At 63.0% G+C, this 21,990-nt stretch carries 22 protein-coding genes; 21 read left to right on the forward strand and 1 reads right to left on the reverse strand.

Annotated features, from left to right (window positions below; all coding sequences use genetic code 11):
• Positions 1-130: 130 nt before the first annotated feature.
• Positions 131-2,956, forward strand: a complete 2,826-nt coding sequence (locus tag ACR2R1_RS18040; protein ID WP_434111267.1) for a PAS domain S-box protein — start codon at positions 131-133, stop codon at positions 2,954-2,956.
• A 319-nt stretch (positions 2,957-3,275) separates the two neighbouring features.
• On the opposite strand, the gene ACR2R1_RS18045 is transcribed toward ACR2R1_RS18040, so the two are convergent.
• Complete coding sequence (locus ACR2R1_RS18045; protein ID WP_168175393.1) at positions 3,276-3,770, reverse strand: MerR family transcriptional regulator; 495 nt, start codon at positions 3,768-3,770, stop codon at positions 3,276-3,278.
• 196 nt (positions 3,771-3,966) lie between these two features.
• Between ACR2R1_RS18045 and nrtS the strand changes: the two genes are divergently transcribed.
• The 20 genes from nrtS to ACR2R1_RS18145 all read left to right on the forward strand — a co-directional run bounded on the left by nrtS (position 3,967) and on the right by ACR2R1_RS18145 (position 21,836).
• Positions 3,967-4,191: a nitrate/nitrite transporter NrtS gene (gene nrtS, locus ACR2R1_RS18050; protein WP_205780742.1), complete on the forward strand. Its 225-nt coding sequence runs from the start codon at positions 3,967-3,969 to the stop codon at positions 4,189-4,191.
• A gap of 66 nt (positions 4,192-4,257) precedes the next feature.
• Positions 4,258-5,322 (forward strand): cobalamin-independent methionine synthase II family protein, encoded by a 1,065-nt coding sequence (locus ACR2R1_RS18055; protein WP_434111271.1) that lies wholly within the window; start codon positions 4,258-4,260, stop codon positions 5,320-5,322.
• Between the two features lie 245 nt (positions 5,323-5,567).
• Positions 5,568-5,960, forward strand: a complete 393-nt coding sequence (locus tag ACR2R1_RS18060) for a hypothetical protein (protein WP_077729975.1) — start codon at positions 5,568-5,570, stop codon at positions 5,958-5,960.
• Between the two features lie 61 nt (positions 5,961-6,021).
• Positions 6,022-7,620: a phage tail sheath family protein gene (locus tag ACR2R1_RS18065; RefSeq protein WP_434111274.1), complete on the forward strand. Its 1,599-nt coding sequence runs from the start codon at positions 6,022-6,024 to the stop codon at positions 7,618-7,620.
• Positions 7,621-7,636: 16 nt separating this feature from the next.
• The gene (locus ACR2R1_RS18070) at positions 7,637-8,161 is read left to right on the forward strand and encodes a phage tail protein (RefSeq protein WP_077729977.1); all 525 of its coding nucleotides are present in this window, start codon (positions 7,637-7,639) and stop codon (positions 8,159-8,161) included.
• Positions 8,162-8,166: 5 nt separating this feature from the next.
• Positions 8,167-8,880, forward strand: a complete 714-nt coding sequence (locus ACR2R1_RS18075; RefSeq protein ID WP_434111276.1) for a hypothetical protein — start codon at positions 8,167-8,169, stop codon at positions 8,878-8,880.
• On the forward strand, positions 8,877-9,599 hold the full coding sequence (locus ACR2R1_RS18080; RefSeq protein WP_434111278.1) for a hypothetical protein: 723 nt from the start codon (positions 8,877-8,879) through the stop codon (positions 9,597-9,599). The genes ACR2R1_RS18075 and ACR2R1_RS18080 overlap by 4 nt, the downstream gene beginning before the upstream one ends.
• Positions 9,596-10,897 carry a DUF4255 domain-containing protein gene (locus ACR2R1_RS18085; RefSeq protein WP_434111280.1) on the forward strand — a complete coding sequence of 434 codons (1,302 nt, stop codon included), beginning with the start codon at positions 9,596-9,598 and terminating at the stop codon, positions 10,895-10,897. The genes ACR2R1_RS18080 and ACR2R1_RS18085 overlap by 4 nt, the downstream gene beginning before the upstream one ends.
• Entirely contained in the window at positions 10,894-12,819 is a 1,926-nt protein-coding gene (locus ACR2R1_RS18090; RefSeq protein WP_434111282.1) for an ATP-binding protein, read from the forward strand. Before ACR2R1_RS18085 ends, ACR2R1_RS18090 begins: the two co-directional genes overlap by 4 nt.
• On the forward strand, positions 12,816-13,073 hold the full coding sequence (locus ACR2R1_RS18095; RefSeq protein WP_434111284.1) for a hypothetical protein: 258 nt from the start codon (positions 12,816-12,818) through the stop codon (positions 13,071-13,073). Before ACR2R1_RS18090 ends, ACR2R1_RS18095 begins: the two co-directional genes overlap by 4 nt.
• Entirely contained in the window at positions 13,070-14,365 is a 1,296-nt protein-coding gene (locus ACR2R1_RS18100; RefSeq protein ID WP_347258976.1) for an eCIS core domain-containing protein, read from the forward strand. The genes ACR2R1_RS18095 and ACR2R1_RS18100 overlap by 4 nt, the downstream gene beginning before the upstream one ends.
• 211 nt (positions 14,366-14,576) lie before the next feature.
• Positions 14,577-16,322: an eCIS core domain-containing protein gene (locus tag ACR2R1_RS18105; protein ID WP_347258975.1), complete on the forward strand. Its 1,746-nt coding sequence runs from the start codon at positions 14,577-14,579 to the stop codon at positions 16,320-16,322.
• A 53-nt stretch (positions 16,323-16,375) separates the two neighbouring features.
• A complete protein-coding gene (locus ACR2R1_RS18110) occupies positions 16,376-16,714 on the forward strand; it encodes a hypothetical protein (protein ID WP_156880494.1) in 339 nt (112 codons plus the stop codon).
• Positions 16,711-17,370 (forward strand): hypothetical protein, encoded by a 660-nt coding sequence (locus ACR2R1_RS18115; protein WP_347258974.1) that lies wholly within the window; start codon positions 16,711-16,713, stop codon positions 17,368-17,370. Before ACR2R1_RS18110 ends, ACR2R1_RS18115 begins: the two co-directional genes overlap by 4 nt.
• Positions 17,371-17,465: 95 nt before the next feature.
• Positions 17,466-17,828, forward strand: a complete 363-nt coding sequence (locus ACR2R1_RS18120; RefSeq protein WP_434111287.1) for a four helix bundle protein — start codon at positions 17,466-17,468, stop codon at positions 17,826-17,828.
• Between the two features lie 45 nt (positions 17,829-17,873).
• Positions 17,874-18,239, forward strand: a complete 366-nt coding sequence (locus ACR2R1_RS18125; RefSeq protein ID WP_077729987.1) for a hypothetical protein — start codon at positions 17,874-17,876, stop codon at positions 18,237-18,239.
• The gene (locus tag ACR2R1_RS18130) at positions 18,229-19,371 is read left to right on the forward strand and encodes a hypothetical protein (protein WP_086134066.1); all 1,143 of its coding nucleotides are present in this window, start codon (positions 18,229-18,231) and stop codon (positions 19,369-19,371) included. The genes ACR2R1_RS18125 and ACR2R1_RS18130 overlap by 11 nt, the downstream gene beginning before the upstream one ends.
• Entirely contained in the window at positions 19,368-19,883 is a 516-nt protein-coding gene (locus ACR2R1_RS18135) for a phage baseplate assembly protein V (RefSeq protein WP_077729989.1), read from the forward strand. The genes ACR2R1_RS18130 and ACR2R1_RS18135 overlap by 4 nt, the downstream gene beginning before the upstream one ends.
• A 1-nt stretch (position 19,884) precedes the next feature.
• Positions 19,885-20,205, forward strand: a complete 321-nt coding sequence (locus tag ACR2R1_RS18140; RefSeq protein ID WP_434111291.1) for a hypothetical protein — start codon at positions 19,885-19,887, stop codon at positions 20,203-20,205.
• A gap of 473 nt (positions 20,206-20,678) precedes the next feature.
• On the forward strand, positions 20,679-21,836 hold the full coding sequence (locus ACR2R1_RS18145; protein WP_434110856.1) for an integrase core domain-containing protein: 1,158 nt from the start codon (positions 20,679-20,681) through the stop codon (positions 21,834-21,836).
• The last annotated feature ends 154 nt before the right edge of the window (positions 21,837-21,990 follow it).

Below are 21,990 nucleotides of genomic sequence, written 5' to 3' on the forward strand. Positions count from 1 at the left end.
GGTGCGCCCGTTGAGCCTGGCAAACGCCTGGATATCCAGGGCGTGACGCGGGGAAGATCGGTCTTCCACTCCGCCGAAATCGATCGGTCCATCTGCCTGCCTGCCCCGTAATTACGACCCTGGTAAAGCCGTGTTCGAGTCGCCCCGCCCAAAATTCCTTCACCTTGCCTTATTCCCCGCCGCCTACCTGCTGGGTTCCTGGCTCGGCCATTGGCTGACGCTGCTGCCCGGATCGGGCGTAACCTTGTGGCCGCCGAGCGGTCTCTATCTTGCGGTGCTGTTGTTGAGCGAGAAACGCCATTGGCCTTGGTGGATATTGGCCGGATTGCCCGCCGAAGCGGCCGGCGACCTGTGGCTGTTCCACATTCCGCTTTCCGCCGCTTTTTCCATCTATTTGGGCAATACGCTCGAAGCACTGGCCGGCGCAAGCCTGGTGCGCGGCTGGTGCGGCGCGCCGTTTCAGTTGCGCGGGTTGCGGGAGGTGCTGGTGCTGATCCTCTTCGGCGCGTTGTTGAGCCCCGTCCTCAGCGCGACGTTGGGTGCCGCGATCTTGGCCGCGCTCGGGTGGCAGGCGTTCACCTGGGTTTGGCCGCTCTGGTGGGTCGGCGACGGCGTGGGCGTCCTGATCGTGGCTCCCCTGGTCCTGGAGGTCTTTCAGGCTCGATGGAAATGGCGGGACATCCAAGTCGCTCGCTGGGTTGAAGCCGGGACGATGATCGCCGTGTTCGTCGCTATTGCCCACCTCGTCTTCACCGGCCGATTTCCGTACGGCTACATCATCATGCTGCCCCTGCTGTGGGCCACGCTGCGCTTCGAAATTTTCGGAATGGCGCTGACCATGGCCATCCTGACGGTCATGGCGGTGCGCTACACGGCGGGCGGGCTCGGGCTGTTCGCAAATCCCGACTTCGCTCCCGATGAGCGGCAGTGGCTGGTACAGATGTTCTTGGTCATCGTCGCCTTCTCGGCGCTCGTGGTCGCCGCCCTTACCCGGCAACACCGGCAGGCGCTGTTCAGTTTAGAGCGCGCCTACGGCGAGCTCGAAGCCCGCGTGCTCGAACGTACGGCGGAGGCATGCGAGAACGAGGAGCGGCTACGGCTGTTTATCGAATATGCGCCCGCGGCGGTAGCCATGTTCGACCGTGAAATGCGTTATCTCGCCGTCAGCCGCCGTTGGCTGGACGATTACAGTCTCGAAGGCGAGGTGCGGGGCCGTTCCCATTACGACGTCTTCCCCGAGATTCCCGAGCGCTGGAGAAACGCCCATCGCCGCGCACTGGCCGGCGAAGTCGTTACCGCCGACGAAGACCACTTCGTCCGAACCAATGGAACCGTCCAATGGCAGCATTGGGAGGTGCGGCCGTGGCGCGGGGCGGATGGCGCCATCGGCGGGATAATCCTTTTTACCGAGGACATCACCGACCGCAAGGTCGCCGAGAACGCGGTGCGCGAGTCGGAAGAGAAATACCGAGCCCTGTTCGAGTCCATAGACCAGGGGTTTTGTACCATCGAAGTGTTGTTCGATGAAAACGAAAAACCCGTGGATTACCGGTTCCTGACCGTCAATCCGGCATTTGAACGCCAGACGGGAATTCCCAACGCGGCCGGCAGACGGATGCGGGAAATCGCCCCTCTGCACGAGGAACACTGGTTCGAGATTTACGGCCGGATCGCCTTGACGGGCGAGCCGATGCGTTTCGAGAACCGCGCGGCGCAGCTCCACCGTTATTACGATGTTTACGCCTTTCGGATCGGCGCGCCGGAGGAACGAAAAGTGGCGATTCTTTTCAACGACATCACCGAGCGCAAGCGCGCCGACGAGGCCCTCCGCGCCAGCGAGCAGCGCTTCCGCGCCATCTTCGAGCATGCGGGGACCGGCATCGCCATCACCGACGAAGAGGGACATGTTCTGAAGTGCAATCCCGCATTTTGCACTCTGCTCGGCTATACCCAGGAGGAACTCGGCCACCTGGTTTTGCCCGACCTGGTGCATCCCGACGACTGTGCCGCCAATTTTTCCGCGCTCCGCCGCCTGCGGGAAGAGGAACTTCCTTACTTCGAAATGGAAAACCGCTACCTGCGCAAGGACGGCCAAACGGTCTGGGTGCGCAAGTTCGTTTCGCTGCTGCGTGAATCGGCGGATGCGCCGGCGCACCTGGTGGCGCTGGTAACCGACATGACCGAGCGCCACCACATGGAGGAAGCCTTGCGCGCTGCCGACCGCCAGAAGGACGAGTTCCTGGCGATGCTGGCGCACGAGCTGAGAAATCCGCTGGCCCCGATCCGCAATGCCCTGTACGTGCTGCAAAGATCCGACGCCGAAGCTGTGGCCAACGAACGCACTCGTGCCATGCTCACGATGATGGAGCGCCAGGTGAACCATTTGGTCCGGCTGGTGGACGATCTCCTGGAAGTGTCCCGCATCACCCGCGGCAAGATCGAGCTCAAGAAGGAACGAGTCGATCTGGCGGTTGTCATCGGTCATGCCGTTGAAACCAATCAGCCGCTCATCCAGGCAAACGACCACGATCTGAGCGTTTCCCTCCCGCCGGAACCCTTGCTTCTCGATGCGGACCCGGTGCGGATTGCCCAGATTTTCGCCAATCTGCTCAACAATGCCACCAAGTACACGCCTGCCGGCGGACACATTCATCTCACGGCGGCGCACATGGGCAACGAGGCCGTCGTCCGCGTCCGCGACACTGGCGTCGGTATTTCGGCCGGGATGTTGCCCCACGTGTTCGATCTTTTCACCCAGGTCGACCGTACCCTCGACCGGTCTCAAGGGGGGCTGGGAATCGGGCTGGCCCTGGTGCGCCGCCTGGTCGAGCTGCACGGCGGCCGGGTCGAGGTCCACAGCGAGGGATCGGGACGGGGCAGCGAGTTCGTGGTGTATCTGCCGCTGGCCGCCGCCGCTTCGGCCGACGCCGCGATCTCGGAAGCCGCGGTTCCGTAAGCCAGGCCGTCTCTGCACGAGTCGCCGCGTTGAATCGTGGTGGCGGCTAATTCCATTCGACATTCGAATGGACATTCATCGTAGGATGGGTAGAGCGAAGCGAAACCCATCGATGGTGGGATAGCCCCTCGGCTCCGCTCGCGACAGGCCCCGCGTAACCCACCGATCCGAGGTCGCGCGATGGGTTACGGCCTCGCGGCCTGCTGCTCGAATTTTCCGACGGCGATATCCGGGTAGCCCGTGATGGGCCGGTGACATTGAACGCATCGCCCGCTTGGGCAATGCCGGTCCTGCGGCATAGCCGGATAGGCGTTCCGGATCAGGGACTGGTCGGATCCCAAATAAGACGGGCGAGATCCGTCAAATCGACATCCCGGTCGACGGGACATTGCGGGCAATCCAGGCGATTGGGCCGATTCGGGCATCGGCTGCATTGGCGAATCAGCATCTCAGCCCGTTCAAGATCGCGTTCCACCAATTCCAGCTCGCTCCGGGTCGAATCAATCCATCCCCGCAGTTCATCCAGGAGCGGCAATACCTTCGATACGGCTTCCGCCCCGGAGCCGCATTGCTCGCGAACGCAAGCGAGCCGCTGCACATCGCTCAATTCCATCCCCAAGCGGGCAAGCCGGAGGACGATCGCCATGCGTTTGACGTCTTTCTTGCGGTAAAGCCGGGTCCCGCCACGGGTCCGTTCGGGCGCGATCAGGCCCAGTTCTTCGTACAGGCGGATAGTTCTGGGCGTGGTTCCCAGGTCTTCGGCTAACTCGCCGATCTTCAGCATGTCGCGCTGGTCGCGCGGAGGGAGGCGCATAACCATTACATCTCTATATTTGACGTTTACGGAAGATTCTGTTGACGCATCGGATGGAGCCGAGTTATAAGGTTTCCATCCAAGATTGGTTTTATATTAATGAATTTTAATTAAATATAGATATTGATGAGCTTCAGGAATGCGAGCAAACAAGGCTTTTTGGGTTGACATGTTATTCCGTTACAGGACGAAAGTGATGGCCTGTCACCGGTTGGCGCTGACGGGCGGAGTTTATCCTCGCTCGCTGCGGGTTACCCTGGTCGTCGGCACGCTCTTGAATCTTATCAACCAACCCGAGGCTCTCCTGGGCGCGTCGCCCTGGAATTTGACGCAGGCGATTTTGACGTATGCGGTGCCTTTTCTTGTCGCCACCTATGGCGCCGTGTCCGGGAGCATCCGACAGAACGGCCGCTCGGCATGAACCCCGATACGGATATTTTGCGGCCGAAAGTGAACCCCTCCATCTCGTTACCTTGCGGAGAATACCATGACGATTCCAACTGAACCGATCGGCAGCATCCCCCGTCCTCCGGAGCTTTTAGCGTTATTGCGGGAATTTCGTGCCGGCCGGGCTTCCTCGGAGCGGCTGGCGACGGTGTCCGAGGAGGCTCTGCGCGATACCCTCCGCCGCTTCGAAGATACCGGGTCGCCAGTCGTTACGGATGGCGAGCAAACCAAGCCGAGCTTTGCCACTTATCCGCTACAGGGCCTTCCCAACATCGCCCCGGACGGCGCGGTCATTACGTTTGCCGATGGCCATACGCGCCAGTTGCCGCGGTTGACGGCGGGGCCGTTTCGCTACGCGACGTACGCCGACCAATACCTCCGGGCTGCCCAACGCCTGACCTCATTGCCCGTGAAGCAGGCCGTCATTTCGGCTTCGGCGCTCAGTCTGATCTATCCGCCCGACGGGATCGAAGGCTATCCTCGGGAAGCTTTCCTCGACGACCTCGTCCGGGAAGCCGCCCGGGATATCCGGGGTTGTCTCGAGGCGGGAGCCCATCGCGTGCAGATCGATTTCACGGAGGGTCGGCTTGCGGTCAAGCTCGATCCCTCGAAGCGGTTGCTTCGGGAATTCATCGCTTTGAACAATCGCGTGCTCGATCATTTCACTCCCGAGGAGCGGCGGCGCATCGGCGTTCATACCTGCCCCGGCGGCGACCGCGACTCGACCCATAGTGCGGACGTGGACTATGCCGAACTCTTGCCGAGTTTGCTCGAGCTCAAGGCCGACAATTTTTACGTTCAGCTGGCCAGCGAAAAACAGTCCGACCGCGCGCTCGCCGCGCTTCGGCGGCATGTGTGGCCGGGGCAGAGGATTTTCGTCGGCGTGATCGACGTGCTCAATCCGGAGGTCGAGACGCCGGAGGCGGTGCGCGATCGCGTGTTGAAGGCCGCAGAATACCTTTCGCTCGATCAACTGGGAACGACCGATGATTGCGGCTTTTCGCCGTTCGAGGACGACACCTCGACCGGCCGCGATACGGCGTTCGGAAAGATTCGATCGAGAGTGCTGGGTACGAAGCTAGCCGAGCTCATTCTGGAACGATAGCCGATCGAGAGGGTTGGAAGACGGGGACATGGAAAGTCGGTCAGGCTTTGGCGCTTTGATGGCCCGCCTGTTCTCCCGTCACCCGGTACGCCATGTCCGGCTGCCGTGATGGTTACGACTGCGTAAATCTCGTATTCCGTCTCAAGATATCGACGGATGTCTCTCGGCCTTGACAAAGGGTCCTCAAGAGGCGTATTACCGCTCGGGAAAGGCTCATGACGCTCAAATAAAAAAGGAGAAAGCTCATGGCAACTCTGAGTTGGTCGCTCACGATACAGGTCAGTGGCAGCGCGGCGGTGACTCTTTCCCGCCCGCCTCAGGAGATCGAGGCAACCGACCGGATCGAGGTTTCGATCCAGCCGGGCGACAGCGATAAGGTCATCGACCTGCAACCGGGGGGAAGCAGCGCCATTCACCTTCTGGTGATCAAGTCTTCCGCTTACGGTACGCATCTGAGCTTCAAGGTCAGTGACGGGACCACCGATTCCTCCTCTCTGACACTGGACAGTCCCCAAATCTTCTCCGGTGGCGGCGTCGCCTTGTTCGGCGTGGCGCCACGCCAAATGAAATTCACCAATAGCAGCTCCGACAAGCCCGCCAGCGTCGAGATCCTCGTCGCGCGGGATGCCACGCCTTGATATGACGGCCGGGGATGCAGGTCCCCGTTCTTAACCAACCAGTCGATACGGAGAGATCGCCATGCCCGTTGCTCTTACCTATCCCGGTGTCTATATCGAAGAAGTGCCCAGCGGCGTTCGAACCATCACGGGCGTGGCCACCTCCATTACCGCCTTCATCGGAAGGGCGTTGCAAGGCCCCGTGAACCAAGCCGTTCGCATCCAGAGCTTCGCCGAGTACACCCGCCTCTTCGGCGGTTTGTGGCAGGCCAGCACCATGAGCTATGCCGTCAGCCATTTCTTCCAGCACGGCGGGAGCGATGCGATCATCGTGCGGGTCTTCAATGGCGACGTGGCGGCCAGCACCGCGACCATCACCCTGGTCACGACGACCGGCAACCTGGTGTTGGAAGCATCCAGCCCAGGCACCTGGGGTGCCGCCCTGCGCGCTACGGTGGATCACGAAACCCGCGATCCGGGCGACACGGCCCTGTTCAACCTGACCGTCGAGCAGCTCGACCGCCCCGGCGGCACACGGGTGATCGCCTCCGAGCGTTTTCGCAACGTGTCGGGCAAGGTCACGGATCCGCGCTTCGTCGATACCGTTCTCGCCCAGGGGTCGAGTTTCGTGAGGGTGCGTACCTCGGCACCGGACGGCGAAAGCCCCACCGACGCCACGCAAGCGGCGGTAGGCAACGCCACCGACGACGGAGACCCGCTGGTCGACGGGCAAATCACCGGCGATCCGAATCAGCGCACCGGGATCCATGCCCTGGAGCCGGTCGACCTGTTCAACTTGCTCTGCATTCCGCCTCTGGGAACGGAGCGGGATACGCCGCCGGCCGGCACCGGTGCGTCGTGGCCGGATGTCGACAACGCGACCTGGGCCGCCGCGGCAAGTTACTGCCAGGACCGCCGGGCGATGCTGATCGTCGACCCGCCCGCGGCCTGGACCGCGAATCCGAGCACGACGGTCGCCACGGCCGAGACCGGGGTGAACGTGGTCCGCGGAACCATCGGCAACGACGACGCCCGCAACGCGGTCATGTATTTCCCGCGGCTCCGAATGCCGGACCCCCTCAACGAGAATCGCCTGGGCAGCTTCGCCCCGTGCGGCGCAGTGGCCGGGATCATGGCGCGGACCGACGCCCAGCGCGGCGTGTGGAAAGCGCCGGCCGGCCTGGAAGCGTCGTTCTCCGGCGTCCAGGAGTTCACCTACACCCTCACCGACGGCGAGAACGGGCGCTTGAATCCCCTGGGCCTCAACTGCCTGCGCAGCTTTCCGGTCGCCGGCAAGGTCGTGTGGGGTGCCCGCACCCTGGTCGGGGCCGATCTGCTCGCTTCGGAATGGAAATACCTGCCGGTGCGGCGTATGGCGCTCTTCCTCGAGGAAAGTCTTTACCGCGGCACCCAGTGGGTGGTGTTCGAGCCCAACGATGAGCCCCTCTGGGCGCAGATCCGGCTCAACGTGGGCGCGTTCATGCAGAACCTGTTCCGCCAGGGTGCTTTCCAGGGCCAGAGTCCCAGGGAAGCGTATCTGGTCAAGTGCGACCGCGAAACCACCACGCAGAACGATATCAATTTGGGCATCGTGAACATCCTGGTGGGCTTCGCTCCGCTCAAGCCCGCCGAATTCGTGGTGATCCGCATCCAGCAGTTGGCCGGACAGATTCAGGCTTAACCGGGGAGAATTCAAGATGGCGCAGTTTTCCGTGAACGCTCAGCGTTTCGATCCGTACAAGAACTTCAAATTCCGCGTGAAATGGGACGGCCGCTACGTCGCCGGCATCTCCAAGGTGGGCGCTCTCAAGCGCTCCACCGAGATGGTCGAACACCGCGAAGGCGGCGACCCTTCCACCTCGCGCAAGTCTCCCGGTCGCACCAAGTTCGAGGCCATCACGCTCGAACGGGGCGTCACCCACGATACCGAATTCGAGAAATGGGCGAACAAGGTGTGGAACTTCGGCTCCGGCCTGGGCGCCGAGGTCTCGCTGAAGGATTTCCGCAAGGACATCATCATCGAGGTCTACAACGAGGCCGGGCAACTCGCGCTGGCCTACAAGGTGTTCCGCTGCTGGGTGTCCGAGTACCAGGCGCTGCCCGATCTCGACGCCAATGCCAACGCCGTGGCGATCCAGACCATCAAGCTCGAGAACGAGGGCTGGGAGCGCGATTACGACGTGACCGAGCCCGCCGAGACTAGCTTCACCGAACCGGATTGAAGCTCATGCGGGTTCCGAGCGAAGCGGAACTCTTGGCGCTGTGGGAGCGCGGCCGGACGCGGCACCCGATCGATCGGGCGCTGTTGCTGGGCGGTTTCGCCCGTCCGGACCTTCCGTCCTCCCGCCTCCCCGATCTCCCCTTGGGTGTGATCAACGCCGCGTTGCTGGGCCTACGCGAGGCCAGCTTCGGGCCCCGCATCGAGGCGTACCTGGACTGCGAGCGCTGCGGCGAACGGCTGGAGTTCGCGCTCGATAGCCGGCAATTGCTCGCCGGCACGGGGCAGGGCGACGGGCGTTCCGAGCTGGAGGTCGCCGGTTTCCGTTTTCGCGCGCCTTCGAGCCGCGATCTTGCAGCGGTCGCGGGGGAACACGACGTGGAGACGGCGAGCAGGAAGTTTCTCGACCGCTGCCGGGTCGACGGCGGGAATACGGCCTGGACCGAAGACGCCGATCTGCGGGCCGAAGTCGAGGCCGGGCTGGAAGCGCTGGACCCGATGGCCGACATCGCCCTGGAGCTGGCCTGCGACGCTTGCGGACACCGGTGGGTGGCGGGCCTCGACATCGGCGCGCTGCTCTGGGAGGAAATCGAGGCCCGTGCCCGCGCGCTGCTGACCGAAGTTCATCGTCTCGCCCGCGCCTACGGTTGGACCGAACCCGAGATTCTGGCGCTCTCGCCCGAGCGGCGCGCGATCTATCTCGAAATGGTGGACGCATCATGAGCGGATTCGTGCAGCGTCTCGTCGGACGGGCCATGGGCCTTACGCAAAGCGTCCATTCCGCCGCGCGGCTGCCCTATGCGCCGCCGCCCACCCTGATCGAACCGGAGTTGCCGGAAGCCGTTCTGCCGAACTCGGTTCCCGGCGACAGCCGGTCTGCCCGCCAGTGGACCGTAGAGGACCCGGTGCGGCGGCTCGATGTTCCGGAGAACGTACCGGACAAGCCCGCTTTCGAAGCACGCGTTACCGACCATGCGGCGGTCGTTCCGGAAGCACCGAGAGCGAGCATCGGGCCGCCGCCGTTCACAGCCGAGACGGGACAAGCGGGCTTTATGGATGCAGAAAGCCTTGAGGAATCGTCTGCTGAATCCGTGGCAGACCTCGTGCCTCGCAGCTCCCGCAGGATGATCGAGAGCGATTCCGCGGGTCGTGAAGGACGAGTCAATGTCCATGGCCTGGCATACATGGTCGAGCCGCTTCTTCCTCCGCAACGGGCCATGCATTCGCCGGCATGGAATGCGGGGAATCGGCCGCCGGATTCCTCACGGGGCGCCGTCTCGGCAAGCCGGGCCGGGGAATCCACCGAGGTGCACGTGACCATAGGCCGGATCGAGGTCACCGCGGTGCACGAAGCGCCTCCGTCCAAGCGCCGGACGCCGCCGTCGGCCAAGCCGATGACCCTGGAAGAATACCTGGCGCGGCGGCGGGGAGAGCGCCCATGAGCAGCGCGCTCGCCATCGCCGGAGTCACCGCCGTGTTGCGCGACCTGCTCAACGACGGCCTGATCAATCAGAACGTGGCCGGCGTCATCGGCAGTTCGGTGTCGGTGAGCGTCGGCCCGCCCGACCGGGTGGTGCCGCCCAACGGCAGCGAAGCTTCCCAGCTCAACCTGTTCCTGCACCAGGTCACGCCCAACACCGGCTGGCGCAACGAGGGCCTGCCCTCGCGCGACGCCTCGGGTCGGCATCGCCTTTCCAATCCGCCCCTTGCACTCGACCTGCACTATCTCATTTCGGCCTACAGCAGCGGCGACTTGCACGCCGAGATCCTGCTCGGCTACGCCATGCAATTCCTGCACGAAACCCCGGTGCTCGCCCGCCAGGCGATCCGCAACGCCCTGACTCCCTCACCGCCGCCAGGCACCCCGCTGCAGCGCGCGTTGGCCGAGTCGGGCCTCGCGGACCAGATCGAACAGATCAAGATCACCCCCGCGTACCTCAATACCGAGGAAATGTCCAAGCTCTGGACCGCGATCCAGAGCCACTACCGGCCCACCGCCGCCTACCTGGCGAGCGTGGTGCTGATCGAGGCGGACCAGCCCGTCCGTTCGCCCCTCCCGGTGCTGTCCCGCGGTCCGATCGATCCGATCACCCAACGTGACCGCGGCGTGGTGGTGGAACCCGGCCTGGTGCCGTCGCTGCCCATGCTGGAAGCGGTCAAGCCGTCCGGCGGTCAGCCTGTGGCGCGGCTGGGCGAGACCATCGATCTCGAAGGCCACCACCTGGACGGGACCGGGCGCACGGTGTTGCTCACCAACGATCGTTTCGAGGTGGAGCAGAGTATCGCTGCCATGGGAACGGGGGGCGCCGCGCTGATTCGGTTTTCCATTCCCGCGGCGCAGGCGGCCAGCTTTCCGGTCGGGGTCTGGCGTGTCGGCGCGCGGCTGGTCCGTCCGGGTGAGACCGAGCCGCGCGAGACCAACCGGCTCGCCCTGACGCTGGCTCCGGACATCACCGGCTTGCCCATGAACGTGGTCCGCGATGGCAACGGAACTGCCAGTTTCACGCTGAATTTCCATCCCGCCTTGCGCGCCGGACAGCGGGCGGTTCTGGTGCTAGGCCATCAGGAGTTCGCTCCGGTGGCTTACGTCCCGCCGGTTACCGCGCTCAATTTCGTGATCGAGGACGCACCGGTCGGCTCCCATTTGGCACGGCTCCGGATCGACGGGATAGATAGCCCGATCATCGACCGCGCGGCCAAACCGCCGGTGTTCCTCGATCGCCGGATTACCATCACATGAACGCCCGGGAGTTCGAACACGACTGGACCGCCGCCAACCAGCGCCTGCTGACGGCGGAATTCGCCCGCCTGAAAGCACGGCTCGACGGGCACGGGAGCGATAATCCGGCCGCTTTGGATAATGCAAGGGCCGCGATGCCCGCGCCCGCCGCCATCGACCACCTGGCCGAACGGTTCGATCTGAGTCCTTTCGAGCGCGACCTGATTCTCCTCTGCGCCGGGTTGGAGATGGACAGCGAACTGGCCGCCCGTTGCGCGGCTGCCCAGGGTCAGCCTTCCAGGACGCATGTCACTTTCGGCCTGGCGCTCGCCGTCCTGGAAGACGCCCATTGGAGCGCGCTTACGCCGGCCCGCCCGCTGCGACGCTGGCGGCTGATCGAGGTGGACGAGAACGCCGGACTCAGCGCCACCCGCCTGAAGATGGATGAGCGGGTCCTGCACTATCTCGCCGGGGTGAATTATCTCGATGTTCGGCTGCAGCCGCTGTTGCAGCCGCGCCCGCCGGTCCGGGCGATGGCCGAATCTCAACTCAGGGTCGCCGAAGCGGTGCTGGAAGCCTTTGAAAGACGCGAATCCTGGCCCATAGTGCAACTGGCAGGGGATGACGCCTCGGGACGGCAGGACGTCGCGGCTAGGGTCGCCTCGGCGATGGGTTTGCAGCTTTGCGTTCTGCGGGCCGGAGACGTTCCCGCCGCCGTCCACGAACTGGATTCGCTGGCCGTGTTGTGGCAGCGGGAGGCGGTGTTGCTGGAAGCCGCGCTGCTGATCGACTGCGACCGGGAAGAAACGGCCTACGGACCGGCGGTTCGGCTGGCCGAACGGCTCGGCGGCCTGGTGTTCCTCTCCGCCCCCGAACCCTTGGCCGTACACCGGGCGAACCTGCGGTTCGTCGTCAACAAACCCGACGCCAGTGAGCAAAAACGGCTGTGGGAAGCGGCCTTGGGGAATGCGGTTACCCGGCTCAACGGCGCGCTGGAGGGGGTTGCCGGCCAGTTCCGATTGGGCGCCGAGACGATTTCGAACACCGGCACGGCCTTGCGCGCGACCTTGGCCGCGAGCTCCCATCCCGACGCAGAACTCTGGCGAGCCTGCCGGACGCTGGGCCGAACCCGGCTCGATGATTTGGCACAGCGGCTGGACTCCGCCGCCACCTGGGACGATCTGATACTGCCCGAGCCGCAAAAAGCCACGCTGCGCCAGATAGCCGCCCACGTGAGGCACCGGCTCAAGGTCTACGAGGACTGGGGCTTTTCCGGCAAAGGCGCGCGCGGGCTCGGCATTTCCGCGCTGTTCGCCGGCGAGAGCGGCACCGGCAAGACCATGGCCGCCGAAGTGCTGGCCAACGAGCTGCACCTGGACCTGTACCGCATCGACCTGTCCTCGGTGGTCAGCAAGTACATCGGCGAAACCGAGAAGAATCTCAGGCGGGTATTCGACGCCGCCGAGGACAGCGGCGCCATCCTCCTGTTCGACGAGGCCGACGCGCTGTTCGGCAAGCGCAGCGAGGTCAAGGACAGCCACGACCGTTACGCCAATATCGAGGTGAGCTATCTCCTCCAGCGCATGGAGGCCTATCGCGGCCTCGCCATCCTGACCACCAACCAGAAGGCGGCCCTGGACACGGCCTTCCAGCGCCGGCTGCGCTTCGTCGTCCAGTTTCCCTTCCCGGACGCCGCGGAGCGCGAAGCCATCTGGCGCGGCATCTTTCCCGCCGCCACCCCGACCGAGGGGCTGGACCCCGCCAAGCTCGCCCGGCTCCACGTCGCCGGCGGCAACATCCGGAACATCGCCCTCAACGCCGCCTTTTTCGCCGCCGAAGCCGCGGAACCGGTACGCATGCCGCACCTGTTGCGCGCCGCCTACGACGAAGCCGCCAAGCGCGAGCGGCCCCTGACGGACGTGGAAACGCGGGGGTGGGTATGAAGCGTGTCGTAGTGCATATCGATCGGCTGGTGCTGAAAGGATTTCGGCACGAGGACCGACACGCCATTGCCAAGGGCTTGCGCGAGGAATTGAACCGTCTTCTCCTCGCCGAACCGAATGCCGCGGCGCATTTCGTGTCCCGAGGAAGTTTACCGCGGCTCAAGATAGGCGGAGTTCGCATCGAAACGGAGTCAAAACCGGTGACTGTGGGGGCGCAGTTAGCTCGGGGTATTGCGCGGGAGACCGGGCGATGAGCGCCGCCGCAGCCCTTCAAACCGCACCCGCCAAGCCCAAAGCTTCGGCCGTGTCCGTCGCCGACGGACTGCTCCAGCGCAAATGCGCCTGCGGCTCCTCGAAATCTCCACTGGGGGAAATGTGCGACGAGTGCCAATCACGCGCGTTGCAGCGCAAGCTCTCGGTAGGTGCGAGTAACGACCCATTAGAGCTGGAAGCGGACCGGATCGCCGATCGGGTGATGGCGATGCCGGTACACCCTGCGGCTGGTGCGACGCCCCTGCGCATCCAGCGTTTTACCGGGAGACCTTCGGGGCAAATGGAGGTTGCGCCTGCCAGCGTCGATCAAGTCCTCGCGAGTCCCGGCAGGCCACTGGAGCCCGCGTTACGGCAGGACATGGAGCAACGCTTCGGCCACGACTTTTCACGAGTAAGAGTGCATTTGGGCGGAGCCGCCGAGCAATCGGCGCTGGAGGTGAACGCCCATGCCTACACAGTTGGTCAGAACATAGTGTTCGGTACGGGTTGGTTCATACCGGAGACGCGCGAAGGACGACGCTTGATTGCCCATGAATTGACCCATGTCGTTCAGCAATCAGATCCAGATTGGAGCAGTGTTGCTCACAACAAGCCACAACTGGCCATCATGCCTTATCGGCCAAAGACTAGCGCCAACTTCGGCGTTTGCGACCATGGGGCGGACGTCGAGGATTCATTCACGATGAAAACCGACAAGAACAAAAAGCCCTGGATACAAAAGATAAGCATTGATTTCACCGGAACAACGACGGACGCGGACGGAGACTTGGTACCAACCGGCGAACTTACGGCTAAGTACTTTTCCAGCCCCGTCAGCCTAGCTGATATCAAGGTGGGAATCGTCGGAGGGAAGGCGTCCCAAGGACTTACCGATAGTGGAGCGCACACCGTCACGCGCATCGAGGGCTGTGGATATCACCACACGTCGGTTCCGAAGGCGGAACAAATCACCGGCCATAAGCGCGCCGGCAAGTACTTCAAAGACACTTCGAAAGCGACAATGAATTTCGCGGTGTTCTTTGTCGAGGGGCCAAAGACCGGCAACCAGGCCATTCACGAAGGCAGCCTGAGTTTAGGCTCGCTGGCTTGTGTGCATGTAGCCAAGCAGGACACGATCAGAAAGATCAACTATCACTCTGTAGAGGGCGGCACCAAAGTCCAAGTCTCATACAGTGCATCCGCGCTTAAAAACGTATGTTGTGAACGCTTCAAGACCAAGGGGTTCATGGTGTCGAATCCCTGCAAGGGTCAGGACGCCAAGAAATGCCCGTAGCTGGAGAGCCTTGCGTAGGATGGGTAGAGCGCAGCGAAACCCATCAATGGGAGGCTCACCCTATAGCAGCGTTGGTCGGGGTCGAGGGACAAGAATCCCGACAAGCGGTGCAAGAGGAATGGAGGCCGCTTCGCACGAACGAGGTCAGCGTCGGAATTGTTTTTAAGAATAAACCGGAGATTCTGAGGAGCGCCGTCCAAGGTATAGACCGATGATTACGTACACGGGAACACAGCCGAAGAACACCGCCGGAGCCTCGTCAGTAACGGGACGCGGCGTACTCTTGCAGCGCAAGTGCGCCTGCGGCGGCTCGCCTGGTCTGAGCGGCGAATGCGAGGAATGCGGCAAGAAGCGCATGGCGGGCATCCAGACCAAGCTGGCGGTTGGCGAACCCGACGACGCGTACGAACGGGAAGCGGATCGGATCGCCGATCAGGTGCTAGCGATGCCGGCGCGGCCCGCCGTCCGTGTCGCGCCGTTGCGTATCCAGCGGTTCGCTAGGCAGTCAGCCGGCGAAGCGGTGCCCACCAGTGTCGACCAGATCTTGGCCGGTTCCGGCCGGCCGCTCGAGCCGGCACTGAGTCGGGATATGGAACAGCGCTTTGGTTATGACTTTTCCAGGGTACGCATACACACCGGCGCGAACGCCGAGCGCTCGGCTCGGGAGGTCGACGCCCACGCCTATACCGTGGGACGTGACATCGTGTTCGGCACCGGTAGGTTCGCGCCGGAGACGCGCGAGGGGCAGCGCCTGCTGGCGCATGAGCTGACGCACGTGGTGCAGCAGTCGGGTGCGGCGGGAACAGGCTCCGGTCAAAGAGCCGATAGAAGTGACCGGCTCCCGATTTCATCCCTGGCGGGCGGCACGCCGGATCGGCTTTTCCGTGACCCGGACGACAAGGGTACCAAGGAGGCGAAGAAAGATGATTGGGCGGGAAAAACCATTCCTAAGGATGAAAAACAGGGTTTGGCCATCTCGCTGTTTCAGGATATCGGAGTTGCTCCCGTCAAATCCTTCGGCTCCGTCGCAGGCGCCAAGTTCTTGTTGCATGACACATCTGGGGCCAGCTCCCGGGCTCATTTGGAGACGGAAGCCAAGAAAGCACGGGGCCCTCTGGGCAGCGGTCCAAACGTTTTCGTGCCCGCTACCGGGCAGGAAATCATCCAGCGCCCGGATTTCTACGATCCTCGCCGCCCGACCACCACCGAATTTGAAAAGGGCGAGGACCTGCTTCGGGAAGCAGACCGTGAGACCGCATTACGCAAAGTCTGGAAAGCAACGAATACGGCAGCAAAAGACAAAGCCTTGGCTGATGCGTTGACTGGGCTTCCCTTGAGCGCAAAGGAGGTTGCAGATGAGAAAAAAGGTGCGAAGGACAAGTTGGATGCGACGAGCGGGAAGATTTTCTCCACGGGCAATTGGGCCGTCGCAGAGATCTGCCGGCGGGAGAAGAAGGAAGGCGCGGCGGCGGTCGCCGTAAAGGGTAAAGAGGCGGACCTGACATCAGGCTGCAAGGTGATCGGACCCGTGCTCGAAGCCCGCGCGCAGCGGGCGAGAGCGACGGTTTCGGTCGAGCTCGTACAGGTGGGTGTCAAGAAAGGCGCGAAAAGCGAGAACACCTGCGATCCTTCGAATCCCGATATTTTGCCGCTCCCCGATCCCCCTTACTCGGCCGAACAATATTGGAATACGACCCTGATGTATCTGAGAGCGGCAGTCGCGGCGGGGGTATGGCCCATGACCACGACCCACTTTGTCGAAGACGCGTTTGCCGGCGGCCACTGCGACCCCCGTTGCTTCGACCTGCAACGGTTCTATGACGGAATCGCGAACTTTTTAGCTCCGTTAGGCCATGCCAAGGGCAGCACTTACGGCGTTAAGCCGAAGTATGGCCTCAAGTCCGGAACCGATACGGTGTGGTGGCACGACAAAATCTGCCACCGGGGGCCGCCCTAGATCTCCCGATGAGGTTTGCAGTTTCCTGATATGAAGAGCGGTAGAAGAACGACATGCACGCAAGCACAACTAGGTTCCCGACTTCCGACCATGGCTGCAATTTCGGCGCTTCCGGAACGCCGGTACAGGCGCTGAGCACGGCCTTCAAGGTATGCACGCGCGGTTTCAAGGACGCCATCACCTGGTGCCTGGGCTGGCAGACCAACCTGGTCAAGATCAACTCCAGGGGGAGGACCCTCATCAATCCGCCGGACAATACGCCCTGTGATCAGTGCAACGGCAGTATCTACAACCTCAGCGGCGATACGGAGGATTGTTCGGGCACCAAACCCAAGCCGCCCAAGGTCGATCTGCCCGATCGCAAACCGAGAGTGCCCGAGGTGCCTGAATGACCACCTTTCCCAATTCTCCGCGTGTCCTCAAGGGCGGCCTGGTGCTGATCGATCCCGAGTCGGCGCGAGTGCTGCGCATCATTTCGCTGCAGTACAACCCGGACTCGCTGTCGCGCACATTGCAGATCCAGTCGGCCGGGGGGGAAGCGGCCAACCGCTCGGAGCCGATGCGCTTCAAGGGGCCGGCGGTGGAGACGATCAAGCTGGACGCCGAGATCGATGCCGCCGACCAGTTGGAGTTTCCGGACCAGCATCGCGCCGTGGTCGAGCACGGCATCCAGCCTCAACTGGCGGTGCTCGAATCCTTGGCGCATCCGACCAGCGCCCAGTTGTTGCGGGTCGATGCCGAGGCCAGTTCCGGGACGCTGGAAATAGCGCCCATGGAGGCGCCGCTGATGCTGTTCGTGTGGAGCAAGAGCCGTGTGGTGCCGGTGCGGCTGACGGATTTCTCCATCACCGAGGAAGCTTTCGACCCCGCCCTGAACCCGATCCGCGCCAAGGTGAGCCTGGGGCTGCGCGTGCTCTCGGTGGACGACCTCGGCTTCGCCCACAAGGGCGGAAGCCTGTTCATGAGCTATCTGCAAACCAAGGAACAACTCGCGGCGAAGGCCCAGCCGGGCAGTTTCGCGGCGCTCGGCATCGGAGGGGTTGGATGAGCCGTCAGCTATCAGCTTTCAGCGGTCAGCCGTCAGCTATCAGCGGTCAGCAAATAAGTTGGAATCGCTGATAGCTGAATGCTGATAGCTTAACAATGCGGAACTTTAGAGAGTTGAAAGTATGGGAAAGATCTCATCAACCGACCCTGATCGTGTATCACGTTACGAAGCGCTTTCCCCCGGAAGAGCTGTACGGATTGATGACCCAAATGCGGCGGTCGAGCGCCTCGATCCCGGCCAATATTGCTGAAGGTTGTGGCCGTAGCGGAGATGCGGAGCTTGCCCGGTTTCTCCAAATCGCCATGGGCTCGGCGAGTGAGCTCGAATACCAAGCGCTACTGGCCGGCGATCTCCGATACTTAGATAAGGCAACGTGCGATCAACTTGGAGACGACATTATGGAGATAAAGAGGATGCTAGCGGGTTTCCTTAAGACGCTGAGACAAGCTGACAGCTAATTGCTGAAAGCTGACGGCTGACAGCTAACTACCGAGAGCTAACTAATGACTGATCCAATCCAAGCCTTTCTGCAAGCCAACGCCCTGGTCACGCCGCTGTTTCCCGCCACCAGCCGTTATCACGGCATCGCGGCGGCCCAGCTCGTGCGGCCGGACGGCACGACGGTCGCTTATCTGAAACGCCGCTTCGTGCCGCCGCCGGAAAACTTCGCGCTGCTCCAGGAGCACACGGTGGCGGCGGGAGACCGGCTGGACAATCTGGCCGCGCGCTATCTCGGCGATCCGCTGCAATACTGGCGCATCTGCGACGCCAACCGCGCCATGCGCCCGGAGGAACTGACCGAGACCGCCGGGCGGCGACTGCGCATCACCTTGCCGGAAGGCGTTCCGGGAGTAGCGGATGCTGGCTAAAGGAATTCAGCTCACCTTGCTGATGGGCCCGGTGGTGCCCGTTCCGGCCCCGCGGGTGGTGATGGATGCGCTCGACAGCGTCGAGGTCAGGACCGCGGCGGGCGCGGACAGCGGTTTCCAGCTTTCGTTCCAGTTCGGCAGCAAGTCGGAGCTGAACACGATCTTTCTGATCGCCGGGGCGCAGAGCACCGGTCCCGCGACGCCGCCTTTGCGGGTGATGCTGATCGTGACCCTGAACGGTACGCCCCAGCCGCTGTTCGACGGCGTCATGACCAATGTCCAGGTGCAGGCGGGAAGCAACGGGGCCCCGGGCACGGTGACGGTCACCGGCGAAGACCTCACCAAGGCCATGGACATGCTGGATCTCAGCGGCCTGCCGTTCCCGGCGCTGCCCATCGAGGCGCGGGTGGCGCTGTTGTGCGCCAAGTACGCGCCGTTCGGCATCATTCCGCTGGTGATTCCCGCGCTGTTTCCGGACGTGCCCATCCCCGTCGACAAGATTCCCGCCCAGCAGGGCACGGATCTCCAGTACATCCGGCAACTGGCGGACGAGGTGGGCTACGTCTTCTACATCGAGCCGGGGCCCACGCCCGGCACCAACATCGCCTACTTCGGACCCGAGATCAAAGTGGGCGTGCCGCAGCCGGCGCTCAACGTGGACATGGACGCACTGACCAACGTGGAGTCGCTGAGCTTTTCCTTCGATCCCACCAAGGGGGTGCTGCCGGTGGTCTTCATTCAGAATCAGCTGACCCGTGTGCCGATTCCGATTCCCATCCCCAATCTCAATCCCTTGCAACCGCCCTTGGGTGCGTTGCCGACGCCCATCGCCAATCTCACCGTGCTCAAGGACACGGCCAAGATGAATCCCATGCAGGCGATTTCCATGGGACTCGCGGAGGCCAAGAAGTCGCAGGACGCGGTCAGCGCCAACGGCAGCCTGGACGTGCTGCGCTACGGCCGGGTGCTCAAGGCCCGGCAACTGGTGGGAGTACGCGGTGCGGGCGTGGCCTACGACGGGCTCTACTACGTCGAGAGCGTCACCAGCACTCTCAAGCGCGGCGAGTTCAAGCAGAGCTTTCGGCTCACGCGGAACGGCCTGGTTTCCATCACGCCGAGGGTGCCCGTATGAACGAGAGCGGCAAATATTACGGCAAGTACCGCGGCATGGTGCTCAACAACATCGATCCCTTGCAGCAGGGCCGCTTGCAGGTGCAGGTGCCGGACGTGGCGGGCCTCGCCCCGGCGACCTGGGCCATGCCCTGCGTGCCGATCGCCGGCATCCAGAACGGCATGTTCGCCCTGCCCATCATCGGTTCGGGCGTGTGGATCGAATTCGAGCAGGGCAATCCGGACTATCCGATCTGGGTGGGCTGTTTCTGGGGCAGCGGGGCCGAAGTGCCGGCGCTGGCCCGCGCCACGCCGCCGGGCCTGTCCGCCATCACCCTGCAGACGCCGTTGCAGAACGGACTGACGATTTCGGATCTGCCGGGCCCCACCGGGGGCATCATGCTGAAAAGCGCCACGGGGGCGACGCTGATCGTCAACGACACCGGCATCTACATCCAGAACGGCAAGGGCGCGATGATCACCCTCGTCGGGCCGACAGTGACCATCAACAACGGCGCGCTGACGGTGGTCTGAGATGCCCGGACCGCTTCTGCATGTCGGCGCTTCGGTACTGTGCGCGCACGGCGGCACGGCAACGCCCACCGCTCCGAACCCGAGGGTGCTGGTGAGCGGCCAGCCCACGGTAACCATGGCCGCGCCCTACGCCATCGCCGGCTGCCCGTTCAACGTGAGCGGCAGCCCGGTGCCCTGCGTCACCGGACAGTGGGTGGTGGCGGCCACGCGGGTCTTTTCCAACGGCCAGCCGCTGGTGCTGATGGACAGTCAGGCCGTCTGCGCGCCGAACGGCACGCCGCTCCTGCCGGTGGCGGCACAGACGCGGGTGATAGGAGCTTGATGGCTGACAGCTATCAGCTATCAGCTGTCAGCCGAGAACTGAAAGCTGACAGCGAGTTGATTTCTGATTCCCACGTGTGGCGTCACTGCCATTAAGTTAAGCCGTCATACTGGCAGGGATGCCAGTATCCAGGGACAAGGATGTTAGCCCGCTTGCCATCCATGGACGCTGGATTCCGGCATCCCTGCCGGAATGACGGACATCTCTGCTTAACTTAATGGCAGTGACGTGTGGCGTGGGAACCGATTCGGCCCGCGCTGCGGGCCGTAAGGGGCGCGGCGCGCCGATGCCATTAAGTTGAGGCAGTTGCCGTGTCATAGCCCCTCTCCCCAACCCCTCTCCCCCGAGGGGAGAGCGAAGCGAGGAGGTACAAACCGGTATGATCCTTTACAAAACAGACCGGGCACATGGTTTACATCCATTAAGGTATTGGCGAGGAGGAAACGCCGATGCCGTGGAAAGAGACCTGTGCCATGGACCAACGAGTTCAATTTATCGGTGACTGGCTGAGTGGACAGTACACCAAGACCGATTTGTGCGCGTTTTATGGGATCAGTCGCCCAACGGGCGACAAGTGGATTGATCGGTATCAGCGGTGGGGGCTGGACGGGCTCCAAGAGTTGTCGCGGGCAGCCCAGCATCACCCCAATGCGGTTGTCCCCGAGTTGTGTGAGCGGATGGTGCGGTACAAGTTGAAGCATCAGTCGTTTGGTCCGAAGAAAGTCATGGATGGTTTGCGTCGGGAAGATCCGACGGTGAACTGGCCTGCGGACAGCACCGCGGGTGAGATTCTGAAGCGGGCCGGTCTGGTGGCGCCGCGGCGGCGTCGTCGGCGAGTACCGCCGCACAGCCCGCCGTTGGCTCATTGTGACGGTGCTAATGCGGTGTGGAGTTCGGACTTCAAGGGCGACTTTGCGCTGGGCAATGGGCGGCGGTGTTATCCCCTGACGATCACTGACAACTTCAGTCGCTACCTGTTGCAGTGCCGGGGGTTGCCCCAACCGACCTGGGCCGAGACCCAACCGTGGTTCGAATGGGTGTTTCGGGAATACGGCTTGCCCGAAGCCATCCGGACCGACAATGGCGCCCCGTTTGCCTCGTTGGCGGTGGGCGGCTTGAGTCGGCTGTCGGCCTGGTGGATTCGGTTGGGGATCCGTCCTGAGCGGACTGAACCCGGCCGCCCGGATCAAAATGGCCGGCATGAACGGATGCATCGGACGTTGAAAGCGGCGGTGGTGGTTCCCCCGGCCGCGACCCTGGAGGCTCAGCAGCAACGTTTTCACCGGTTTGTCGCGGAATATAACGACGAGCGCAGCCACGAGGCGCTGGAGCGGCGCACGCCCAGCGAGCTGTACACCGCCTCGCCCAGGGCTTATCCCGCGAAGCTGCCGCCTGTGGAGTATGCCACCGGAGTAACGGTCCGCCGCGTGCGGCAGAACGGTGAAATCAAGTGGAACGGGCATTTGCTCTATGTCTCTGACCTTTTGGCCAAGGAACCGCTTGGCTTGAACCAGATCGACGAGTTCCTGTGGGAAGTGCGCTATAGCTTTCACCTTCTGGGGGTGCTCGATGAGCAAACCCAGAAAATAAACTCTCCCAGCCAATGGCATGGAAAGGGAGAAAATTTGTAAACCATCCGCCCGGTTTAATTTGTAAACCATGCACGGCTTGCACAGGAGGGCGAAACCGGTATGGGGAGAGGGAGGAATAAGCCGCCTGTGTTCAGTAATGACAGCGGATTTTCTTAACTTAATGGCAGTGACGCGGCGCGCGGGAACGAGAAGA

This window comes from Methylocaldum sp. GT1TLB (assembly GCF_051027445.1).
Taxonomy (GTDB): Bacteria; Pseudomonadota; Gammaproteobacteria; order Methylococcales; family Methylococcaceae; genus Methylocaldum.